Raw genomic sequence first — 21,019 nt, 5'->3', positions numbered from 1 at the left:
CAGGAGAGCCGTTCGCCACACTGAGAAGAGTGATCACATGTATAACTTGCCTGACGAAAGAGGCCATTTCGGCCAGTTTGGCGGCGTGTTCGTCGCAGAAACGCTGGTTCATGCGCTCGACGAGTTGCGTGACGCATACGAGAAATATCAGAAAGATCCCGACTTCGTCGCCGAATACGAGCGCGAGTTGAAGCATTTTGTCGGCCGCCCGTCGCCGATTTATCATGCGCAACGCTGGAGCGAACTGCTCGGCGGCGCGCAGGTTTTCCTCAAGCGGGAAGACCTCAACCACACTGGCGCGCACAAGATCAACAACGTGATCGGCCAGGCGTTGCTCGCCAAGCGCATGGGCAAACCGCGCGTGATCGCGGAAACTGGCGCCGGTCAGCACGGCGTAGCCACGGCGACCATCGCGGCACGTTTCGGGATGGAATGCGTGGTCTACATGGGCGCAGAGGACGTACGGCGCCAAGCCGCCAATGTCTACCGCATGAAGCTGCTCGGCGCCACCGTGGTGCCGGTGGAATCGGGCTCGCGCACCTTGAAGGACGCGCTGAACGAAGCCATGCGCGATTGGGTGACCAACGTCGAAAGTACGTTCTACATCATCGGCACGGTGGCGGGTCCGCACCCTTACCCCATGATGGTCCGCGATTTCCAGCGCGTGATCGGCGATGAATGCAAGGTGCAAATGCCGGAACTGGTCGGACGCCAGCCGGATGTTGTGATCGCGTGCGTCGGCGGCGGTTCGAACGCAATGGGCATCTTTTATCCGTACATCGACGACAGTTCCGTGAAATTGGTCGGCGTCGAAGCGGCTGGCGACGGCATCGAAACCGGCCGTCACGCGGCTTCGCTGATCGGCGGCAGCCCGGGCGTTCTGCATGGCAACCGCACGTACCTGCTTCAGGACGAAAACGGACAGATTATCGAGACGCATTCGGTATCGGCAGGTCTCGACTATCCGGGCGTCGGTCCCGAGCACGCATGGCTAAAAGAGAGCAATCGCGCTCAATATGTCGGTATCACCGACGAAGAGGCGCTCAAGGCATTCCACGATTGCTGCCGAATCGAGGGCATCATTCCTGCGCTCGAGTCCAGCCACGCGCTGGCCTACGCCACGAAGCTCGCGCCCACGCTGCCGAAGGACAAGGTCTTGTTGGTCAATCTGTCGGGCCGAGGCGACAAGGACATGCACACGGTCGCCGAGCGATCGGGTATCCAGTTCTGAGCGCCCCGACGATGCGCGACGAGTTCGACGAGCCGCAGCCGGCGAGTGAAATCCAGAATCGGGCCGCTGAGGTAGCGGCGGCCGCGTCACCTGCCCTGTTGCTGCCGCAAGTGCCGGCCGACATTCGGCTGTTGAACCGCGATTTTCTGACCGATGTAGCGAACATTCCCGACGCGTCGATCGACCTGATCGTATGCGATCCGCCTTACGGGCTCGGCAAGGACTACGGTAACGACTCCGATATGCGCACAGGCGAGGGTTTTCTCGTCTGGACGCGGAGCTGGTTGGAGTTGGCTATTCCGAAGCTCAAGCCGTCGGGTTCGCTCTATATTTTCTGCACTTGGCAGTATTCGCCGGAAATCTTCAGCTTCCTGAAGACAAAACTCACGATGATCAACGAAATCATCTGGGACCGGCGCGTACCGAGCATGGGCGGCACCGTGCGCCGATTCACCTCGGTGCACGACAACATCGGTTTTTTCGCGGTGTCGAAGGATTACTTTTTCGATCTCGATCCCGTCCGCATCCCGTACGATGCCGTCACGAAGAAGGCGCGTTCGCGCAAGCTGTTCGAAGGCAGCAAGTGGTTGGAGCTTGGCTATAATCCCAAGGATGTCTGGTCGGTATCGCGGCTGCATCGGCAACACGCCGAACGCGTCGCTCACCCCACCCAGAAACCGCTTGAGATCGTCGAGCGGATGGTGCTGGCCAGTTGTCCGAAGGGCGGCCGCGTGCTCGACCCGTTCATGGGCAGCGGTACAACCGCAGTCGCTTGCGCCCGTCAGCAGCGCGAATTCGTCGGCTATGAGATCAATGAGAGTTACTGCGCGATAGCGCGCGAGCGCGTCAGTGCCGCCGCTTCTCATCCCGTGCCTCGCCGTGCCAAAGCCAAGCCGCAACGGCAGATTGAAGTGCAATGAGCGACGTGCGATAAGCGCGCAGTAGCCAAAATTCCGAGAATATTCCATGTCCCGTATCAAGAACACGTTTGCCGCGCTGTCCGCCGAGGGTAAGAAAGGCCTCATTCCGTTCATGACGGCTGGCGATCCGGACCCCGCCCGCACGGTCGAATTCATGCACGCGCTCGCCGCCGGCGGCGCGGATGTGATCGAACTCGGCGTGCCGTTTTCGGACCCGATGGCCGACGGTCCGGTGATCCAGCAGTCGTCCGAACGGGCGCTGGCGCAGGGTGTGTCGCTGCGCCACGTGCTCGCCGACGTCAAGCGTTTTCGCGAAACCAACGACAAAACGCCCGTGGTGTTGATGGGCTATGCCAATCCGATCGAACGGATGGGTACCGAAGCTTTCGCGAAAGCGGCCAATGAAGCCGGCGTCGATGGCGTGCTGGTTGTCGACTACCCGCCGGAAGAGTGTGCGAATTTCGCCGAACAGATGCGAACTGCCGGCATCGATCCGATCTTTCTGCTCGCGCCCACCTCGACGGACGAGCGCATCGCGGAAGTCGGCAAGATTGCCAGCGGTTACGTCTACTATGTGTCGTTGAAAGGCGTGACCGGAGCGGCAAATCTGGACGTTTCCAGCATCGCGAGTAAAATCCCGGCCATCAAGTCGCGAGTTCCCCTGCCGGTGGGCGTCGGTTTCGGCATCCGTGACGCGCAAACCGCGCGTTCGGTGGCCGAAGTGTCGGATGCCGTCGTGATCGGCAGCCGTATCGTCCAATTGCTCGAACAGGCAGCACCCGATACCGCTGCTGAGACGCTTACACGTTTCGTTGCGGAAGTGCGCGAGGCGCTCGATAGCGTCGCGTCTGCCCGATAACAGTTATTTTTGTCGCTGTAGTGTGAACGGCGGGCTCGTCCCGCCGTTCGCGCGACCGTGACCCCAGAAGGATTCAATATGAGCTGGCTCGACAAGCTGCTGCCGCCGAAAATCAAACAAACCGACCCGAAGAACCGCAAGGGGATTCCGGAAGGCCTGTGGATCAAGTGCCCGTCGTGCGAAGCCGTGCTGTACCGCAACGACGTCGAGGCCAATCTGCATGTTTGCCCGAAGTGCGACCATCACATGCGCATCGGCGCGCGTGAGCGGCTCGATGGCCTGCTCGATCCGGAAGGCCGTTACGAGATCGGCCAGGAAATCGTCCCGGTCGACGCGCTGAAGTTCAAGGACAGCCGCAAGTATCCGGATCGCCTGAAAGAGGCGATGGACGATACCGACGAAACCGACGCCATGGTCGTGATGGGCGGCGCAATCCATACGTTGCCGGTGGTGGTCGCGTGCTTCGAGTTCTCGTTCATGGGCGGCTCGATGGGTTCGGTAGTCGGTGAGCGCTTCGCGCGCGGCGCGCAGAACGCGCTCGAACAGAAGGTGCCGTTTATCTGCTTCACCGCTTCGGGCGGCGCGCGGATGCAGGAAAGTCTGCTGTCGCTGATGCAAATGGCGAAGACCACGGCCATGCTGACCAGGCTCGCCGAAGCCAAGCTGCCGTTCATCTCCGTGTTGACCGATCCGACCATGGGCGGCGTGTCCGCGAGTTTCGCCTTTCTCGGCGACGTGGTGATCGCCGAGCCGAAGGCGCTGATCGGCTTCGCCGGCCCGCGCGTGATCGAACAGACCGTGCGCGAAAAGCTGCCGGAAGGCTTCCAGCGCGCCGAGTTCCTGCTGACGAAGGGCGCGATCGACATGATCGTCGACCGTCGCAAGCTGCGCGAAGAACTGGCTCAATTGATGGCGCTGTTGAGCCATCAGCCGGCGGACGCCGTCGCGTAAGCAGACGCCATACAGAGCGATAGACTGCCGCGTCGCCGTTCGTAGGACGGGCGTTGCGGTCGGAACAGCAGTAAAAAGCAGCGCGCCGCGTGAGGGATCAAGCGGCGCGCTGTCATTTCCGGGATAATCACGATCTCGCCACGCAGCGGCGTTAGCCTTGCTGCGCCGCGCGGCTTTCTGCGCATAAAGTGCCCGCCGCGCTGCGTTTTGCCAGCCGCAGTGGCGCAGCCCGCGCACTTTCGCCAGACTGCCTAAAACCGATTCACTCGCGATTCACCCCATGACCACATTCCCCACCCTCGACGCGTGGCTCACGCACCTTGAATCCGCGCATCCGGTCGGCATCGACATGGGTTTGGGCCGTATCTCCCAAGTGCGCGACGCGATGCAACTGTCGTTTGCCTGCCCGGTCATTACGGTCGGCGGCACGAACGGCAAGGGCTCGACGTGCGCGATCCTTGAATCCATCTTGCTGCGCGCCGGTTTCACGGTCGGCTGCCACACGTCGCCGCACCTGCTCTCGTTCAACGAGCGTGCACGCGTGAACGGCGAAATGGCGAGCGACGCGGATCTGCTGCCGCATTTCGAGGCCGTCGAAGCTGCACGTCTTAGCCTCGCGGAGCCGGTCACGCTGACCTACTTCGAATTCACGACGCTGGCGATCATGAGCCTGTTCGCATCGCGGGGACTCGACGCGGTGATTTTCGAAGTCGGCTTGGGCGGCCGCCTCGACGCGGTCAACATCCTCGATGCGGACTGCGCCATCGTCACCAGCATCGATCTCGACCATACGGACTATCTCGGCGACACGCGCGAGAAGATCGCCTTCGAAAAAGCCGGCATTTTCCGTCCGGGCAAGCCGGCGATCTGCGCGGACCCGGTACCTCCACAATCGCTGATCGATCATGCTGAGAAGATCGGCGCCGAACTGTGGCTATTCGGCCGCGATTTCCGTTACGAAGGCCAGGCGGGCAGCGAGCGCCAGCAATGGAGCTACGTCGGTCCGACAATGCGGCGTTCGGCGCTCGCCTATCCCGCGCTGCGCGGCGCGAATCAGTTGATCAACACGTCGGCGGCACTGGCCGGTCTCGAAGCGTTGCGCGACCGGTTGCCGGTATCGGCGCAGGACATCCGGCTCGGGCTCGCCAACGTGGAACTGCCGGGGCGTTTCCAGGTGTTGCCCGGCAAACCGGCCATCGTTTTGGATGTCGGTCACAATCCGCATGCGGCCGCGGTGCTGACGCAAAACCTCGGCAACATGGGCTTTTTCCCATACACCTACGCGGTGTTCGGCGCGATGCGCGACAAGGACATTGCGGGCGTATTGGCGCATCTCAAAGGCGAGATCGACCATTGGTGCGTGACCGATTTGCCGACCCCGCGCGCGGCGTCGGCGGAAGAGCTCGAAACGGCGTTGCGCGAGCAGGGCGTGGGCGAGAGCGCTGATAGCAGCGTGACGCGCTACGCAACACCCGCAGAGGCTTTCCAAGACGCGCTAAAACGTGCGTCAGAGAATGATAGAATCGTGGTTTTTGGCAGTTTCTATACGGTAGCAGGCGTCATGGCCTACCGGAAATCGCAGCAACACTGAACGGGCGCCAGGCTCGAACCAAGCGATTCATGGGAATTTTCTCGTTCGGCAAGAAAGACGACGCGCCCACCCGGCGCGGCGCAAACACCAGTTCCAATCGGGCCGCCCGCGGTGAGCGAGTGGAGCGGCGCACCCGCCGCACGGAGCGCACGGTCGATGCCGACGCGATGCTGCTCGACCCTACGTTGCCGGAAAAGCAGCGCGCGCGGCGCCGGCTGGTCGGCGCGATCGCGCTGGTCGTGGCTGCGGTGATCATCCTGCCAATGGTGCTGGACTCGCATCCCAAGCCCGTCACCGACGACATTTCGATCGACATTCCGAGTCGGCCCGCGCCGAAGGTCGCCCACAAGACCACCGAAGACGCCCAGGCCGGTGTAGCACCCGACAATCCGACGCCCGACGCGGGTCTTGCCGCGTCCAGCCTTGCGGCGACGCCGGCAGACAAGCCGGCCCAGTCCGGTGCGGCAAAGCTGAGCGCGGACACGAACGCTACGCCCGCGCCCGCTGCCAAGCCGGCGCCGAAGCCGCCCGCCGTCGCGGCCAATACCCCACCGGCTGCGCCCGCCGCATCGACCAGACCGGTCCGCACGCCGGCCACGCATAGCGCAGAAAGCGCGCCGGCCCCGAGCGACGACGAAATAAACAGCGCCGCCGCCCGCGCCGACGCGAATTCCGGCACGCCGGCATCGCCGCCTGGCAGCCGTTTCGCGGTGCAGCTCGGCGCGTTTTCGAACGACGCTTACGCGCGCACCTGGGCGACCAAGTTGAAAGCCGCGGGGGTGCCCGCATATACCGAACATCGTAAGCAGGCAGACGGCTCGACGCTCACGCTGTTGCGCGCCGGTCCGTTTGCTGATCGTGCAGCGGCAACCGCCGCGATCGCGAAGGTTCGCGAGGCCGGCTTGACGTCGGGCGCGACCAACGGCGCTGCACAGTAAGCGAGCGATGTTCACGGCCTTCGACTACGCTGTAATGGCGGTAATCGGTTTGTCGGCGTTGCGCGGCACGTGGCGTGGATTTTTGTCGGAGATATTTGGACTGATCGGCTGGATCGCGGCGTTCATCATTGCCTGCGAATTCGTCAGTTACGTCGTGCCGTATATCCCGTCCCATTGGCCGGGCGGCGCGTTGACCCAGTGGCTGCTGGCGTTCGCGCTGCTGGTGATCGGCGTGGTGCTGGTGGCGAGCGTGGTGAGCGCGCTCCTCAGCCGCGTCGTGCAGGCAACCGGGCTGGGCGGCGTGGACCGCTCGCTCGGACTGATGTTCGGCCTCGTTCGCGGGGTCATTCTGGTGCTGATTCTGGTCGCCCTCGCAGGCTTGACCGAACTGCCCCAACAGGAATTCTGGCGCAACGCCCTGCTAAGGCCCTATGCGGTCGAGGGCGTGCACGTAATGAAACCGCTGCTTCCCGAGACGCTTGCTGCCTACGTCCACGTGTGACGACGATCAGGCAAGCGGTTCGAGGGACGCAGCAGGACTCCGGCGCAAACCGGCTGCCTTGACGTGACAACGCGTTCCGTCGCGTAGGATCGCGAACTCCCTGAAGGAAGCCTTCCTGGGGACGCCACGCAGGCACCGGCCGCCACGACGAATTTCGTACCTTTGAAGGACATGCCATGTGCGGCATCGTAGGCGTAGTTTCCCATTCTCCGGTCAATCAGCTGATCTATGACAGCCTGCTGCTCCTGCAGCACCGCGGTCAGGACGCCGCCGGCATCGCGACAGCGAACGGCAGCAATTTCCACATGCACAAGGCCAACGGCATGGTGCGCGACGTGTTCCGCACGCGCAACATGCGCAGCCTGCCCGGCACAACCGGTATCGGCCAGGTCCGTTACCCGACCGCTGGTTCCGCGTCGAGCGAAGAAGAAGCCCAGCCGTTCTACGTGAACGCGCCGTTCGGCATCATCCTCGCGCACAACGGCAACCTCACCAACTGGCGGCAGTTGAAAGACGAGATGTTCCGCATCGATCGCCGCCACATCAACACCAATTCCGACACGGAAGTCATGCTCAACGTGCTCGCGCACGAATTGCAGCTGGCCAGTTCCGGCCTGCAACTCGATCCGGCCGCGCTGTTCAACGCCGTGTCGGGCGTCCATCGCCGGGTGCGGGGTTCGTACGCGATCGTGTCGCTGATCGCCGGTTATGGTCTGCTGGGCTTCCGTGACCCGTTCGGCATTCGCCCGCTATGCCTCGGCAAACTGGAAACGGCTGAAGGCGTCGAGTGGATGCTGGCGTCGGAATCGGTGGCGATCGAAGGCATCGGCTTCGAGTTCGTGCGCGACGTTGCACCGGGCGAGGCGGTGTTCATCGACATCGACGGCCAGCTGCATTCGCAGCAATGCGCGACTAGCCCGAGCCTGAACCCCTGCATTTTCGAGCTCGTGTATCTCGCGCGTCCGGACTCGGTGCTCGACGGCGTGCCGGTTTACAACGTGCGTCTGCGCATGGGCGATTACCTTGCCGAAAAGATCAAGCGCGAACTGCCCGACGTCGCGATCGACGTCGTGATGCCGATTCCCGATTCGTCCCGTCCGGCCGCGATGCAGGTCGCGAAGAAGCTGGGCGTCGAATATCGCGAAGGCTTCTTCAAGAACCGTTACGTGGGCCGCACCTTCATCATGCCGGGCCAGGCGGTGCGCAAGAAGTCGGTGCGTCAGAAGCTGAACGCGATGGGCATCGAGTTCAAGGGCAAGAACGTGTTGATCGTGGACGACTCGATCGTGCGCGGCACCACCTCGCACGAAATCGTGCAGATGGCGCGCGACGCGGGTGCGAACAAGGTGATTTTCGCGTCGGCGGCGCCGCCGGTGAAATTCCCGAACGTGTACGGCATTGACATGCCGACGCGCGGTGAACTCGTCGCTCACGGCCGCACGGACGAAGAAGTCGCGCGCATGATCGGCGCGGATCATCTCGTGTATCAGGACGTCGAAGCGCTGAAGCAGGCTGTGCGCGACATCAACCCGGCGCTGAAGGAGTTCGAAGCATCGTGCTTCGACGGCAACTACGTGACCGGCGATGTCACCACCGAGTACCTCGATCGCATCGAAACCGCGCGTCTCGCCCCGTCGTCGCAATCGGATCGCGACGCCGCGAGCGAAGCGATCGACGGCGGCGGCCCGGCGCGTTCGCAATTGCATCTGCAACTGTCGGTAGGCTGAGCGAGATCTGCTCGACCGGCTCATGGCGTGGCACGCGGCACCCCCGCGCCATCAGCGTGTTAGCATGTCGGCTTGCGTCGATTTGATCTCAGCTTGCGGACGCGGGGTAACCCGAAACAGCTAAAGCGAAGGGTGGAAAAGCCGCACTCATCCGCCTCCGCTCCAGCTTTCCCCGCACATGAAGCCCGCTTATGCCGACGCAAAGCGGGCTTTTTTGTTGCTGCTGTCCGGCGTTGCGCTTCGTCACGGGCGAGCGCGCCGAACGCAGCCATCGAACATTGGAAACCAGAACCAACATGGACGACTCCCTGAACTTCGATACGCTGGCAGTCCGCTCGGGCACGCTGCGCAGCGACTTCAACGAGCATTCGGAAGCCATCTTCCTGACCTCGAGCTTCGTGTTCAAGAGTGCCGCGGACGCCGCCGAGCGCTTCAAGAACTCTGAAGACAACTACACCTACTCGCGTTTCACGAACCCGACCGTGTCGATGTTCCAGGATCGCCTTGCCGCGCTCGAAGGCGGCGAAGCGTGCATGGCGACGGCGTCGGGGATGGCTGCGATCATGTCCGTGGTGATGTCCACGCTGCAAGCGGGCGATCATCTGGTGAGCTCGCAGGCGCTGTTCGGTTCGACGCTCGGCATGTTCTCGCAGATCTTCAGCAAGTTCGGCATCACGACCACCTTCGTCGATCCGACCGACGTGGACGCGTGGAAAAACGCGGTGCGTCCGGAGACGAAGATGTTCTTCCTCGAAACGCCGTCGAACCCGCTGACCGAGGTCGCCGATATCGAAGCGATCAGCAAGGTCGCGAAGGCGGTGAACGCACTGTTCGTGGTCGATAACTGTTTCTGCAGCCCGGCCTTGCAGCAGCCGCTGAAGTTCGGCGCGGACGTCGTGATGCATTCGGCGACCAAGTTCATCGACGGCCAGGGCCGGGTGCTTGGCGGCGCGCTGGTCGGCTCGAAGAAATTCATCATGGAGAAGGTGTTTCCGTTCGTGCGCAGCGCGGGGCCGACGCTTTCAGCGTTCAACGCATGGGTGCTCCTCAAGGGCATGGAAACACTGTCGCTGCGAGTCGAGAAGCAGTCGGCGAATGCGCTCGAAATCGCGCGCTGGCTGGAAACGCATCCGGCGGTGAATCGCGTGTTCTATCCCGGGCTGGAGTCGCATCCGCAGCATGCGCTGGCCATGCGTCAGCAGAAGGCGGGCGGCGCGATCCTGTCGTTCGAACTGAAGGGCGACACGCCCGAGCACATGCGTGAGAACGCCTGGCGCGTGATCGACAGCACGAAGCTGTGCTCGATCACCGGCAACCTCGGCGATACGCGCACGACGATCACGCACCCGGCGACCACCACGCACGGTCGCGTGACGCCGGAGGCGCGCGCGGCGGCGGGCATCAGCGAAGGTTTGATCCGTCTTGCCGTGGGTCTGGAGAACGCCGGCGATATTCGCGCCGATCTGCAGCGCGGGCTGGCCGGCTGAGTTGTGACTGATGCTGCGAGGGCGCCGGCTTGAGCGGCGCTCCCGGCAGCGAAAAGCGGGCCATCGCTTCAGGCGGCTCGCGCAATGAACTGAGTGGATCAGTGGCGCAGCGCGCGCCACTGACCGGGCGCCAGCCCGAAGCGTCGCGTGAACGCGTGCGTGTACGCGCTCTGATCGCCGAAGCCGATTTCCAGCGCGATATCGGTCAATGAAAGACGCGGGTCCGCGAGCAACGTGATCGACGTATCGAGCCGCAGCCGCTGCAAATAGCGATGCGGCGTTTCGCCGAACGCGTCGATAAAAAGCTGGTGAAAGCGCCGCATGCCGAAACCGCAATGTGCGGCGAGATCGGCGATACGCAACGGCTCCGACAAATGCGCGCGCAGCCAGCGGTCGATGCGCGCGAAGTCGAGACCGCCGCCGCCGCCCAGCGCGCCGGCCGTCGTGCCGGCGTCGGCCACGAGTGCGGCGCCCAGCCGCGCCGCGGCGTCCCAATGGAAACGCCGGCTATCCAGATCGTCGCCTAGCGCGCCACCCGTGGCGTGCGCCGCGATCCGGTGCACGAGCTGCGTGAGCGACGCATCGATCGTCACGGCGCGCGCGCGGTCGAACAAACGTTCCGGCACGGCCAGCGACGCGGCCGGCAAATCCAGCACCAACTGCCGGTTCTCGCCGACCCCGGCGTAGTCGTGCCGCGCACCGGCCGGAATGAGCCACGCGGAGCCGGCGTCGATCTGCTGCGCGACACCGTCGACCGCCATCACCATCGCGCCGTCGAGCCCGAGCACGACCTGGTGGAAGTCGTGCACGTCCGACGCTTCGAACGCGCCGTAGCGGCGCAACGAAACGCTAGGTGCGGTGACGGCGGCGTGGCTCATGGCTGTGACTCAGCGACGATGCGCAATGACAAAGCGGCGAATCGCTCAAACGTCGAGCAATTCGACTTCGAACACGAGCGTCGCATTCGGCGGAATCACGCCGCCCGCGCCGCGCACGCCGTAGCCGAGTTGCGGCGGAATGGTCAGCTTGCGCGTGCCGCCGACCTTCATGCCCTGCACGCCTTCGTCCCAGCCCTTGATGACCATGCCGCCGCCCAGCACGAACGCGAACGGGTCGTTGCGGTCCTTGCTCGAATCGAACTTCTGGCCGTCGGTCAGCCAGCCGGTGTAATGCACGCTGACGGTTTTGCCTACCACCGCTTCGGCGCCGGTGCCTTCGACGATGTCCTCGTACTTCAGGCCGGATTCGGTTGTCACAGTCGACATAAATCGCTCCTCAATGAAATCGTATAAACCGACATTGTAGGCGGGTTGACGCCGCATCGCCGAGGAATGCCGCGTGGCACGCGGATTGCGTCCGCGTTGGCTGTCCGGCCACGCTGGCCGCGCCGGACAGCTTGCCTATAATGGGGCTTCTTTCAATTATCCAGCACTGCGTAAGAGGGCTCGATCGTGACAACGTCTTCAAGCGGGACTGGAGGTGCACAGCCGGTTCCTTCCGGCTTCGCCGTCTCCGAACGCACCGCGCATCTGCGCGCTGAAACCGCGCTGTTCATGCGCGATCATGTGCTGTCGCTGGTGTCGCACGATCTTCGCGGTCCGCTGAACGCCATTCATAGCTGGGCTTACGTGCTCGAGCGCAAGCTCGACGCAAACGACCCGAACGCGCAGCGCGCCGTCACCGGCATTCGCAGCGGCGTCGATCAGCAGGTCAAGCTGCTCGAAACGATCGTCGATGCGACGCGCGCCGAGACAAGGTCGCTGGCGCTCGCGTATGCGCCGTTTCCGCTGCATCCGCTACTCGACGAAACCACCGAGGAAGTCCGCTCCGGTCTCGCCCGCTTGCGCAGCGTGAACATCACGATCGACTCGCAGCTCGCTACCGAGCAGCTCAACGGCGACCGCGAGCGTCTCGCCGCCGCGCTGTGGGTGATGCTCGCGTTCGCCGTCGAAGCGAGCGCCGAAGGCGCGGCGGTCACACTGTCGGCGCGCGCCGACACGGGCACGTGGCACGCCGCCGTCACGTACCAGTCGAACGAAACCGCATTGAACGATCCGGCCTTGCCGCATGTGCTGGAAGCATTTGCCCGCAAGCAGGCCGGCGAGCCGCGTGAAGCGAAGCGGATCGCGTGGGTGTTCGCGCTGTGCAAGCGCGTCGCGGAAGCGCACGGCGGCAGCTTCGAACAAAGCGACGCGATCGGCGACGCCGCCGCCACGCTTGCCCTGCGCGTGCCGTTGAGCGCGACGGCGCCGAAGTAAGCGCTTCTGCTTCATCCCAGCGACTTCTGATTGATTCACTTTTCATTGAGCTTTCAGCCTCTATACTGACTACTTTTGTCGCCGGAGCCCCTCGTTTTGATTCAGCTCGTCGCCCTGATCGGTGCGTTGCTTCTCGTTGCCCTCAATGGTTTTTTCGTCGCCGCCGAATTCGGTCTGGTCAAACTCCGGCAGACCCGCGTGCAAAGCCTCGCCACGCGGCACGGCCTGCGCGGACGTTTGCTCGCCAAGGTGCACGGCCGGCTCGACGCGTATCTGTCCGCCTGCCAGCTCGGTATCACGCTCGCGTCGCTCGGGCTTGGCTGGATCGGCGAGCCCGCATTCGCACAACTGCTGGCGCCGCTCCTCAACCTGATCGGCGTGCAATCGGAGCAGCTGATCCACGCCATTTCGCTGTTCTTTGCGTTCTCGTGCATTTCGTTCCTGCATATCGTGGTGGGCGAACTCGCGCCGAAATCGCTGGCGATCCGCGAGGCGGAAAAAGTCTCGTTGTGGGCCGCCATGCCGCTATACGCCTTTTATTGGGCGATGTATCCGGCGATCTGGGTGCTCAATTCGAGCGCCAACGCAGTGCTCAAACTCGCGGGACTCGACGCCGACCACGGCCACGACTCGCATTACTCGACCGACGAACTCAAACTGATCCTGCGCGGCCGCCGCACCAATCTCGCGAGCGAGCTGGGCTCGCCTGACGGTGCCTACAGTCAGGACGAGTGGAACACGATCGCGCACTCGCTCGACTTCTCACGCATGACCGTGTCGGACCTGATGCGGCCGGCCTATGAAATGATCGGCTTGCGGCGCGACCTGCCGTTGCGCGAAAACATGCAGATGGTCGCGCAGCACCGCTTCAGCCGCTATCCGTTGTTCGAGGACGCGTCCGGCGAGCGCGTGGCCGGCATGATCCATTTGAAGGACCTGCTGCTGGCGCGCCAGGCGGGCAGCACGCTCGACGACTTGTCGCGCTACGCGCGCCCCGTGCAGTACGTGAAGCCGGAAATGCCGGCGCTCGAACTGTTTCGCCGCTTCCGCAAAGGTGCGCCGCATTTCGCGCTGGTGGGCCACAAGAACTCGAAGCCGATCGGCTTTCTCACGCTCGACAATCTGCTCGGCGCGCTGGTCGGCCAGATTCACGACGAATTCCGTCAAGGCGACGCCGACTGGACGCGCATGGACGACGGCACGCTGATGGGCAAGGGCAGCTTGCCGGTGGTTTCGCTGGAGCGCGCGTTGGGGATCGACATTGACGAGGGCAACGCGGAATCGGTTGGCGGCCTCGTGATCCAGGCGCTGAACGATCTGCCCAGCGAAGGGCAGCGCGTGGAATTCGACCGCTTCGACGTGGTCGTCAAGAAGATGAAGGGGCCGCGCATCGTGCTGGTGCGCGTGTACCCGAAGCTATTCGACGACGAAGGCGGCTGAGCCGCAGGCGCAACCGCCTGCGGCCAGGTCAAGCAAACGCGCGCCATCAACTGCGCGGCACGCCATCCTCGACCAGCACCGCAATCGGCATTGCTGCCAACGCATCGCGCAGATACAGCAGGCCGTTTTCATCGACCTTCGGCGCCGCCGGACTCAGCCAGTCGAACAATGCGCGTGCGGACAGATCGGACGGCATTTCCACCGCCGTGTCCGCCCACTTCTCCGGATCGACCAGCGGCATGTCGCCGTCGTCGTCGAGCAGGCCGGCCGCGAGCCGGCTCGCCACCACCACGGCCCATGCGTTGCCATGCCGCCGCGCAAACGCAATCACGTTCGACGCGTGCGCACCATGCACTGTGAGCGGCAGATACGTGCTCTGACTCAGCAACTCCGGCAAGTGCGCGCGTAGCGCCAGCACACGCTGCACCACCGCGAGTTTCACACGACCGTCGCGCCAGTCCGGCAGGAATTCCGACGGCGGCGCTTCCGCAAGATACGCTGCGCGTTTGCCGAAATCGACGGGCCGGCGATTGTCCGGATCGACCAGGCTGAAGTCCCACAATTCGGTGCCTTGATAAAGATCGGGAATCCCAGGCGATGCCAGCCGCAACACGGTCTGCTGCAAGCTGTTCAGCGCGCCTGCGCGGCCGATCCGCGCGACGAACGCGGACAGCTCCTGGAGAAAGCCGTCGCGCCGCTGTGGCGAGAGGATGTCGAACAGGAAGTCGCGGCAACCGGCTTCGTAGGCTTCGTCCGGGGCGAGCCAGTTGGTTTGCAGCTTCGCTTCGCGCAGCGCCTTCAATTGCCATTGCGCGACGCGCTCGGCCAGTTCCTTGACGCCTGCTTCGTCGTCGGGCTGTAAATGGGGCGGCCAGCAGCCCACCAGCGTCTGATACAGCATCGCTTCGGCGGCGGGGCCGGGCGCCCATGCGTCGCTCTTGTCCTGGCCGACGCTGCTGATCGGCTTGCCGTCGAGCGCACGGCGATGCGGTGCGTTCAACGTGGACCACGCGCGCAGCGTCGCGCCCCATTCGTCGGCGATCTCACTGAGCACCGCGAGCCGCGCGCGCACGTCCTCGCCGCGCTTGTGATCGTGCGTGGCCGTGGCGAGCAGCGTGTGCGGAAAGCGTTGCGAGCGCTCCAGATTGCTCGCCTGAAAACGCTCGACCGATAAAGCAAATTCGCCGGGGTCAGAGCCGACTTCGTTGCGCGACAGCAAGCGGCCATAGCGATAGCACGCCGTATCCTCGACCGCCTTCGCGGCGACCGGCGCGGTGAGTTGCGAGAACAGCGTCTGCGCGGCGCGCCGCGCGGAGCCTGCATGCGTGGGCGGCATGCCATTCTGAGCTTGCGACTGCTGCGGCGCGCTCGGCCGCGCCGCGGGCGCGTCTTCGGCACCGCCGCCGAGCCACGCATTCACGCGATCGAGCACTCCATGGTCTGCGCGCGACAGCGCCGCTCTCGCGCCAGCCAGCGCTTGCTCGAAATAGACGTTGTCGGCGGCGCTGCGCAAACCGTTCTGCGGATAGATCCGATACACGGGGAAATGCACGACCAGTTCGGACAGCACGCGATGCAGTGTCGTGAACGTGAAGTCGCGCGTGGTCAGCGAATCGCGCGCGATACGATGCAGGGCCCGCGCCGCACGGTCCAGTTCCGCCGCGAGGTTCTCCGCGAGAATCTTGCGGCGCGCGGCCAGCGCTTCGTCGGCGAAAGACGGGCTGCGGCCGGTGAGTTCGGTCCACGTTCGCGCGAGCGGCTCGGCGCCGGCCGGATCGTGCAGCAGCGCGCCCACGTCGTTCATGAAATCGTAGCCCGTCGTGCCGTCAACCGGCCAGTCGTCGCGCAGCGGTTCGCCACGTCCAAGAATCTTTTCTACCACCACGTATGGCGCGCTATCGCGCAGTTCCGTGAGCCGCTGCCGCAAACGCTGGCAATATTCGCGCGGCTCGGCAAGACCGTCGATATGGTCGATCCGCAAACCGTCCACCACGCCTTCCTGGTACAGACGGAAAACTAGCGCATGCACGGCCTCGAACACTTCGGGCCGCTCCACGCGTACGCCGGCCAGCGTCGAGATGTCGAAGAAGCGCCGCCAGTTCACTTCATCCGACGCGGTGCGCCACCACGCGAGGCGAAAGTGCTGCCGCTCGATCAGCCGATGCAGCCGGTCGCGCGTGACCGGATCGTCGGGTGCATACGCCTGCAACACGAATTCGAGCGCCGAAGCGCCGTTTTGCGCGACGAATTCCCGCAACGCGTCGCGCGCTTCGGCGGCGCGCGGCTGGTCGGTGGGCTGTGTCGTCAGTCCCTGGAAGCGCTCGGCGAGCGCGCTGAGATCCGCGCGGTCGGCGCTTTGCAGGATCGCCGCGTAATCGATCGGGCACACGGGAAAAACGTGCGGACCGTAGCCGATATAAAAACGCCCGCTGTCGGCCGCGAAATGCAGCGCGATGCGGCCCGCCGCGAGTTCTTCGCCGTAGGGCGCGCCGAGCGTCGGCAGCAGCACCTTGCCGCGGAGGGCAGGATCGGGCGAATGCCAGTCGACGTCGAAATGGCGCGCATACGCGCTATGGCGGCCCCATTCGAGAATGTCGAGCCACCACGCGTTGCTCGATCCGCCGACGCCCATATGATTCGGCACCATGTCGACGATCAGCCCCATGCCGTGCGCGCGCAGCTTGTCGACGAGACGCTTGAGGCCCACCTCGCCGCCGCATTCGGCGCTGACCTGCGTGTAGTCGACGGTGTCGTAGCCGTGCATCGAGCCCGGCTCGGCGGTCGTGACCGGCGACGCGTACAGGTGGCTGATGCCGAGCGCGGCGAAATAGTCGACGTGCTTCGCGGCATCGTCGAACGTGAAGCCTCGATGAAACTGGAGGCGCAGCGTGGAGCGCGGGACGGTCATGGCGTATCAGGCTCCGAAGAAGCGGTGGAAGGAGCGGCAGGGGGAACGGAAGCGGCCGCCGCGCGGCGCGCGCGATCGACCGCCAGCAGACGGTCGCTGAAGTTGTCGTCGTCGAACAATTCGTCGATCGGCAAGCTCAGGCGGCGGCGCCAGTTTGGATGCTCGTCGGTCGAGCCGGGCAGATTCGGCTGCTCCTCGAGCGCCAGCAGATCTTCGAGCGGAAACGTGACGAGCGGTCCGGGCGTGGCCGCGACGAAGGCGAGCGCTTCGTCGACGGGCGCGCTTTCGGGCGGCGGCGCGGCCACCTCGGGCGCGGCCACGCCGGCTTGCTGGAACGCGCGCCACAACGCGGCGCGATCGCGCGCGCGCTGCTCCTGCGCGGCTTCCTCGGGGTCGCGGCCGTCGGCGCGCGCGCTCGTCTGGCCGATCCGGTTGCGCCACGCAATGTCGCTGCCGCGCCACCAGCCGGCCACGGTCGGCAGATCGTGCGTGGTGGTGGTGCCGACCGCATTGCGATCCCACTGCTGCGGTAGCTTGAAACCGTCGCCATCGTGCGCGCCTTCGAACCACAGCACGCGAATTCCGGCGATGCCGTGCTCATCGAGCCGCTCGCGGAAACCGGGCGGCACGGTGCCGAGATCCTCGCCGATCACGATCGCGCGATGCCGCCACGATTCGAGCGCGATCAGCCGCAGCAGGTCTTCGAGCGGATAGCGCAGATACGCGCCGTTGCGCGCGCTTTCGCCTTCTGGCACGAGCCACAGGCGGCGCAAGCCGAGAACGTGATCGATGCGGATGCCGCCCGCATGCGCGAACGCGGCGCGCAGCATGTCGATGAACGCGGAGAAGCCCTGCGTGCGCATCGCGCGGGGCGAGAAGGTGGTGAGGCCCCATGCCTGCCCGGCCTGGTTGAACAGGTCCGGCGGTGCGCCGACCGACACGCGTTGCAGCATGTCGTCGCGATACGACCACGCATGACTGCCCGCGCTGTCGCAGCCCACCGCGAGATCGGCGATCAGGCCGACGGCCATGCCGGCTTCGTGCGCCGCGTGCTGCGCGTGCGACAGACCCTTCGCGGCGAGCCATTGCAGAAACAGATGGAAGGTGACCTCGTGACGATGGGCGTTGGCGAAGGCCTCCACTTCCGGGCTGCGCGGATCGCGCAACGCCTCGGGCCAGTCGCGCCAATGTCCGTTGCCGCCTTGCGCGAGTTGCGCGGCTTGCAGCGCTTCGAAGCGCGCGTGATCTTCGAGCGCGCGGCCGGCGCGCTCGCAGAAACCGTGGAATTCGAGCGCGCGCGGCGTGTCCTGCCCCCGTTCGTGCGCGCTGAACTGCTCGTATATAGCGCGCAGGACCTTCAGTTTCAGCTTGACCGCGTTCGGCCAATCGATCAGCGGTAGGGCTTCCAATGCCGACCACGCGCCGGTGGCCTGCGTGGCTTCGAGTGCGGCGGGTGCCGCGTGCGCGCCGAATACGGCGGCGGGATCGATATGCGAGACATTCAGCCACAAACGCGACGACGGCGAATACGGGCTGAAGCGATGCGGCTCCGCGCTGAACATCGCGTGCGTCGGACTGACGGCGAGCGCATGCGCGCCGCGCCGCGCGCTTTCGACAGCGATTTGCGCGAGCGCCGAGTAGTCGCCGATGCCGCCGTCGCCGCTGCGCCGCAAGCCGTACAGTTGCGCGGCCATGCCCCACAGCGGCGGCCTCGGCGCGGGGTCGGCGTCGTCGCGATGCAGCGTGCGCCACGCGTCGTCGACGGTGTAGCAGCGCGCCGGCGCGACGGCCAGCATCACGCGCTGATCGTTGATGACGAGCGCGTGATAGCCGGCCTCGTCGATTGGCGCGAGCAACGCCTCTTCGCCCTTGGGCGCCGTGAAGCGGCCATCGATGATCGAGCCGCTTTCGAGTTCGATCCGATAGTGGCTGCCGGACTTGACCGCCGCGACCGGCAGCGCGATGCCGCGCCCGATCTCGGCGGTCATCAGCGGCGGCATTTTGCGGCCCGACAGTTCGGCCTCCAAAACAGCGGCGCTGTGGCGGATCTGCGTGGCGTTGCCGCACGGCAGACCCATTTGTTCGAGCAGCATCGCAAGTGTGCTCTCCGGCACGTGCTGGGTCGTGTGGTGCGCGTCCTGCCACTCCACTTCGAAGCCGGCGCGGCGGGCGAGCGTGGCGATCGAGTCGCCGGGGCGTCGGGTAGTCACGCGTGGCGCTCCTGTTGGCCCGCGATGCGGGCGTCGTGGCTGATCGCATAGTCGCTGACGTCGCCGGTCAGCCACGCGACGAACGTGTTCGGCGGCAGCGTGCCGGCGTCGATCTGCTCGCGCACCCGCGGCGGCGTTTCGAAAATCACCTTGCCGGCGGGGACGTTGTCGAACGCGACGCTTTGCTTCGACAGGTTCAGCGCGATCGACAGCGTTTCGCCGTCGCAAAGCTTCCAGCGGGCGACCAGCGCGTTTGCATCGCCGCCGCCGGCCGCGCCTAGCACGCTCGCGCCGAGCGCCTTGCTGTGTTGCAGACGCGGGGTGACGAGCTTGGCGCGCACGGCGAGCGCTGACTTGTAGAAGTGCATCCAGTCGAGCCGGTCTTTCGCGTCGGCGTTGTCTTGCGCGGACGGCTGGTCCGGTGCCGGCGGCGACGAGGCGGCGAACGTTTTCACGTCGTTCGGATCGGGAATCTGCGCACGCCGCTTCTCATCGCTGAACGACGAAAAGCGCGCGAATTCGCGGCGCCGTCCTTCGCGTACGGCGTCGGCGAGTTCGCCGGTGTAGTCGGTAAAGAACAGGAACGGCTGCGTCGAGCCGTATTCCTCGTCCATGAACAGCAGCGGGATCTGCGGCGACAGCAGGAGCAGGCCCGTGGCGGCGCGCAACGCGTCATCCGAGGTGAGCTTGCGAAGCCGCTCGCCGAACGCGCGGTTGCCGATCTGATCGTGGTTCTGTAAAAACATCACGAACGAAGTGGGCGGCAGATGCCCGCTCGATTCGCCGCGCGGCTTGCCGTCGTGGATCGGCGACGGATCGCCCTGATACGCGAAGCCCTCCGACAACACGCGCGCGAGACGGCGGATCGGCTGGTCCGCGTACGCCTGGTAGTAGCCTTCCGTTTCGCCGGTCAGCAGCACGTGCAGCGTGTTGTGCGCGTCGTCGTTCCATTGCGCGTCGAAATGCGTTTCCAGCAGGCTCGCCGTGTTGTGCTCGTTTTCCAGCACCAGATGCACATGCCGGCCGTGCTGCACTTTCGCGCGGATGTGGTCGGACAGCTCGCGCAGCCACGCGGGATCGTCGATTGCATGCACCGCGTCGAAACGCAGCCCGTCGATGCGATATTCGTTGATCCAATACACGGCGTTGTCCGTGAAGAACTCGCTCACTTCACTGCGGCTGAAGTCGATGGCGGGACCCCACGGCGTATGCGTGCCTTCGCGGAAAAACGAGCGGGCATACGCGTGCAGATAATTGCCGTCCGGGCCGAAGTGGTTGTAGACCACGTCGAGAAACACCATCAGGCCGAGACCGTGCGCGGCGTCGATCAGTGCCTTCAGTTCGTCGGGTCGGCCGTAAGCGGAGTCGGGGGCATAGGGCAGCACGCCGTCATAGCCCCAGTTGCGCCGGCCGGGAAAGTCGTTCAACGGCATCAATTCGATCGCGGTGACGCCGAGCGCGGCGAGCGCCGGCAAGCGCTTCTGGACGCCCGCGTAGCCGCCCATCGCACCCACGTGCAGTTCGTACAGCACCGTCTCTTCCCACGGCCGGCCATGCCAGTTCGTGTGTTCCCAACGGTACGCGCGCGGGTCGATGACTTCGCTCGGCCCGTGCACGTCCTGCGGCTGAAAGCGCGACGCCGGATCGGGCACCAGCTGCCCGCCGTCGAGCCGGAACCGGTACAGCGTGCCCGCGCCGCCATCCACGGTTGCTTCGAACCAGCCGTTGCCGGCGTGCGTCATGTCGTGCATGCCTTGCGCCGGCCCGTTTTCGATCGCGACTTGCACCGTCTTGCACGAAGGTGCCCAGAAACGGAACCGCGTGCGCGGTTTCGTGCCTGCGGCGCCGAGCAGTTGCGCGCTGAACGGCAGGCAATGCGCGTGATGATGCGCGTGAGGATCAATCGGACTTTCGGACATGATTCTTCACCATTCGAATGTGCTGTCGAGCCGCGTTCTGCGTTCTGCGTGCGACGCGCGTTTTGCGCAAGCGCACGC

16 protein-coding genes are annotated in these 21,019 nt (G+C 64.8%); 11 read left to right on the top strand and 5 right to left on the bottom strand.

The window, feature by feature from the left end; genetic code table 11:
* Positions 1 to 37: 37 nt before the first annotated feature.
* The 9 genes from trpB to PQR02_RS19030 all read left to right on the top strand — a co-directional run bounded on the left by trpB (position 38) and on the right by PQR02_RS19030 (position 10,206).
* The gene (trpB, locus tag PQR02_RS19070; protein ID WP_408234123.1) at positions 38 to 1,231 is read left to right on the top strand and encodes a tryptophan synthase subunit beta; all 1,194 of its coding nucleotides are present in this window, start codon (positions 38 to 40) and stop codon (positions 1,229 to 1,231) included.
* An 11-nt stretch (positions 1,232 to 1,242) separates the two neighbouring features.
* The gene (locus tag PQR02_RS19065; RefSeq protein ID WP_408234120.1) at positions 1,243 to 2,151 is read left to right on the top strand and encodes a DNA-methyltransferase; all 909 of its coding nucleotides are present in this window, start codon (positions 1,243 to 1,245) and stop codon (positions 2,149 to 2,151) included.
* Positions 2,152 to 2,197: 46 nt separating this feature from the next.
* Positions 2,198 to 3,010 (top strand): tryptophan synthase subunit alpha, encoded by an 813-nt coding sequence (gene trpA / locus PQR02_RS19060; RefSeq protein WP_408234117.1) that lies wholly within the window; start codon positions 2,198 to 2,200, stop codon positions 3,008 to 3,010.
* Between the two features lie 78 nt (positions 3,011 to 3,088).
* A complete protein-coding gene (gene accD / locus PQR02_RS19055) occupies positions 3,089 to 3,961 on the top strand; it encodes an acetyl-CoA carboxylase, carboxyltransferase subunit beta (protein ID WP_408234114.1) in 873 nt (290 codons plus the stop codon).
* 280 nt (positions 3,962 to 4,241) lie between these two features.
* Positions 4,242 to 5,552, top strand: a complete 1,311-nt coding sequence (gene folC, locus PQR02_RS19050) for a bifunctional tetrahydrofolate synthase/dihydrofolate synthase (RefSeq protein ID WP_408234111.1) — start codon at positions 4,242 to 4,244, stop codon at positions 5,550 to 5,552.
* A 29-nt stretch (positions 5,553 to 5,581) separates the two neighbouring features.
* Positions 5,582 to 6,490 carry an SPOR domain-containing protein gene (locus tag PQR02_RS19045; RefSeq protein WP_408234108.1) on the top strand — a complete coding sequence of 303 codons (909 nt, stop codon included), beginning with the start codon at positions 5,582 to 5,584 and terminating at the stop codon, positions 6,488 to 6,490.
* Between the two features lie 7 nt (positions 6,491 to 6,497).
* Entirely contained in the window at positions 6,498 to 6,992 is a 495-nt protein-coding gene (locus PQR02_RS19040) for a CvpA family protein (RefSeq protein ID WP_408234105.1), read from the top strand.
* Between the two features lie 176 nt (positions 6,993 to 7,168).
* A complete protein-coding gene (gene purF, locus PQR02_RS19035; protein ID WP_408234102.1) occupies positions 7,169 to 8,719 on the top strand; it encodes an amidophosphoribosyltransferase in 1,551 nt (516 codons plus the stop codon).
* A gap of 296 nt (positions 8,720 to 9,015) precedes the next feature.
* Positions 9,016 to 10,206, top strand: coding sequence for an O-succinylhomoserine sulfhydrylase (locus PQR02_RS19030; protein WP_408234099.1), 1,191 nt, complete (start codon positions 9,016 to 9,018; stop codon positions 10,204 to 10,206).
* A 98-nt stretch (positions 10,207 to 10,304) separates the two neighbouring features.
* On the opposite strand, the gene PQR02_RS19025 is transcribed toward PQR02_RS19030, so the two are convergent.
* Both PQR02_RS19025 and PQR02_RS19020 read right to left on the bottom strand, forming a co-directional pair.
* A complete protein-coding gene (locus tag PQR02_RS19025) occupies positions 10,305 to 11,084 on the bottom strand; it encodes an AraC family transcriptional regulator (RefSeq protein ID WP_408234096.1) in 780 nt (259 codons plus the stop codon).
* Between the two features lie 45 nt (positions 11,085 to 11,129).
* Complete coding sequence (locus PQR02_RS19020; RefSeq protein ID WP_408234093.1) at positions 11,130 to 11,471, bottom strand: FKBP-type peptidyl-prolyl cis-trans isomerase; 342 nt, start codon at positions 11,469 to 11,471, stop codon at positions 11,130 to 11,132.
* A gap of 186 nt (positions 11,472 to 11,657) precedes the next feature.
* Between PQR02_RS19020 and PQR02_RS19015 the strand changes: the two genes are divergently transcribed.
* Entirely contained in the window at positions 11,658 to 12,464 is an 807-nt protein-coding gene (locus PQR02_RS19015; protein ID WP_408234090.1) for a sensor histidine kinase, read from the top strand.
* A gap of 96 nt (positions 12,465 to 12,560) precedes the next feature.
* Positions 12,561 to 13,904 carry a hemolysin family protein gene (locus PQR02_RS19010; protein ID WP_408234087.1) on the top strand — a complete coding sequence of 448 codons (1,344 nt, stop codon included), beginning with the start codon at positions 12,561 to 12,563 and terminating at the stop codon, positions 13,902 to 13,904.
* Positions 13,905 to 13,950: 46 nt separating this feature from the next.
* Here PQR02_RS19010 and treY read toward each other — a convergent pair whose 3' ends face one another.
* The 3 genes from treY to treZ are packed head-to-tail and all read right to left on the bottom strand — an operon-like array spanning position 13,951 to position 20,941.
* Entirely contained in the window at positions 13,951 to 16,812 is a 2,862-nt protein-coding gene (treY, locus tag PQR02_RS19005) for a malto-oligosyltrehalose synthase (RefSeq protein ID WP_408234084.1), read from the bottom strand.
* Positions 16,809 to 19,022 (bottom strand): 4-alpha-glucanotransferase, encoded by a 2,214-nt coding sequence (gene malQ / locus PQR02_RS19000; protein ID WP_408234081.1) that lies wholly within the window; start codon positions 19,020 to 19,022, stop codon positions 16,809 to 16,811. Before malQ ends, treY begins: the two co-directional genes overlap by 4 nt.
* Positions 19,019 to 20,941, bottom strand: coding sequence for a malto-oligosyltrehalose trehalohydrolase (gene treZ, locus PQR02_RS18995; RefSeq protein WP_408234078.1), 1,923 nt, complete (start codon positions 20,939 to 20,941; stop codon positions 19,019 to 19,021). Before treZ ends, malQ begins: the two co-directional genes overlap by 4 nt.
* Positions 20,942 to 21,019 lie beyond the last annotated feature (78 nt).

This window comes from Paraburkholderia sediminicola (assembly GCF_046026895.1).
Classification (GTDB): domain Bacteria; phylum Pseudomonadota; class Gammaproteobacteria; order Burkholderiales; family Burkholderiaceae; genus Paraburkholderia; species Paraburkholderia sediminicola_C.
This window is presented reverse-complemented; position numbering and strand designations above follow the sequence as displayed.

Bases quoted from the DNA above. Each gene is read 5' to 3' on its own strand.
- trpB (WP_408234123.1), top strand. From the start codon at position 38: ATGTATAACTTGCCTGACGAAAGAGGCCATTTCGGCCAGTTTGGCGGC.
- PQR02_RS19065 (WP_408234120.1), top strand. From the start codon at position 1,243: ATGCGCGACGAGTTCGACGAGCCGCAGCCGGCGAGTGAAATCCAGAAT.
- trpA (WP_408234117.1), top strand. From the start codon at position 2,198: ATGTCCCGTATCAAGAACACGTTTGCCGCGCTGTCCGCCGAGGGTAAG.
- accD (WP_408234114.1), top strand. From the start codon at position 3,089: ATGAGCTGGCTCGACAAGCTGCTGCCGCCGAAAATCAAACAAACCGAC.
- folC (WP_408234111.1), top strand. From the start codon at position 4,242: ATGACCACATTCCCCACCCTCGACGCGTGGCTCACGCACCTTGAATCC.
- PQR02_RS19045 (WP_408234108.1), top strand. From the start codon at position 5,582: ATGGGAATTTTCTCGTTCGGCAAGAAAGACGACGCGCCCACCCGGCGC.
- PQR02_RS19040 (WP_408234105.1), top strand. From the start codon at position 6,498: ATGTTCACGGCCTTCGACTACGCTGTAATGGCGGTAATCGGTTTGTCG.
- purF (WP_408234102.1), top strand. From the start codon at position 7,169: ATGTGCGGCATCGTAGGCGTAGTTTCCCATTCTCCGGTCAATCAGCTG.
- PQR02_RS19030 (WP_408234099.1), top strand. From the start codon at position 9,016: ATGGACGACTCCCTGAACTTCGATACGCTGGCAGTCCGCTCGGGCACG.
- PQR02_RS19025 (WP_408234096.1), bottom strand. From the start codon at position 11,084: ATGAGCCACGCCGCCGTCACCGCACCTAGCGTTTCGTTGCGCCGCTAC.
- PQR02_RS19020 (WP_408234093.1), bottom strand. From the start codon at position 11,471: ATGTCGACTGTGACAACCGAATCCGGCCTGAAGTACGAGGACATCGTC.
- treY (WP_408234084.1), bottom strand. From the start codon at position 16,812: ATGACCGTCCCGCGCTCCACGCTGCGCCTCCAGTTTCATCGAGGCTTC.
- treZ (WP_408234078.1), bottom strand. From the start codon at position 20,941: ATGTCCGAAAGTCCGATTGATCCTCACGCGCATCATCACGCGCATTGC.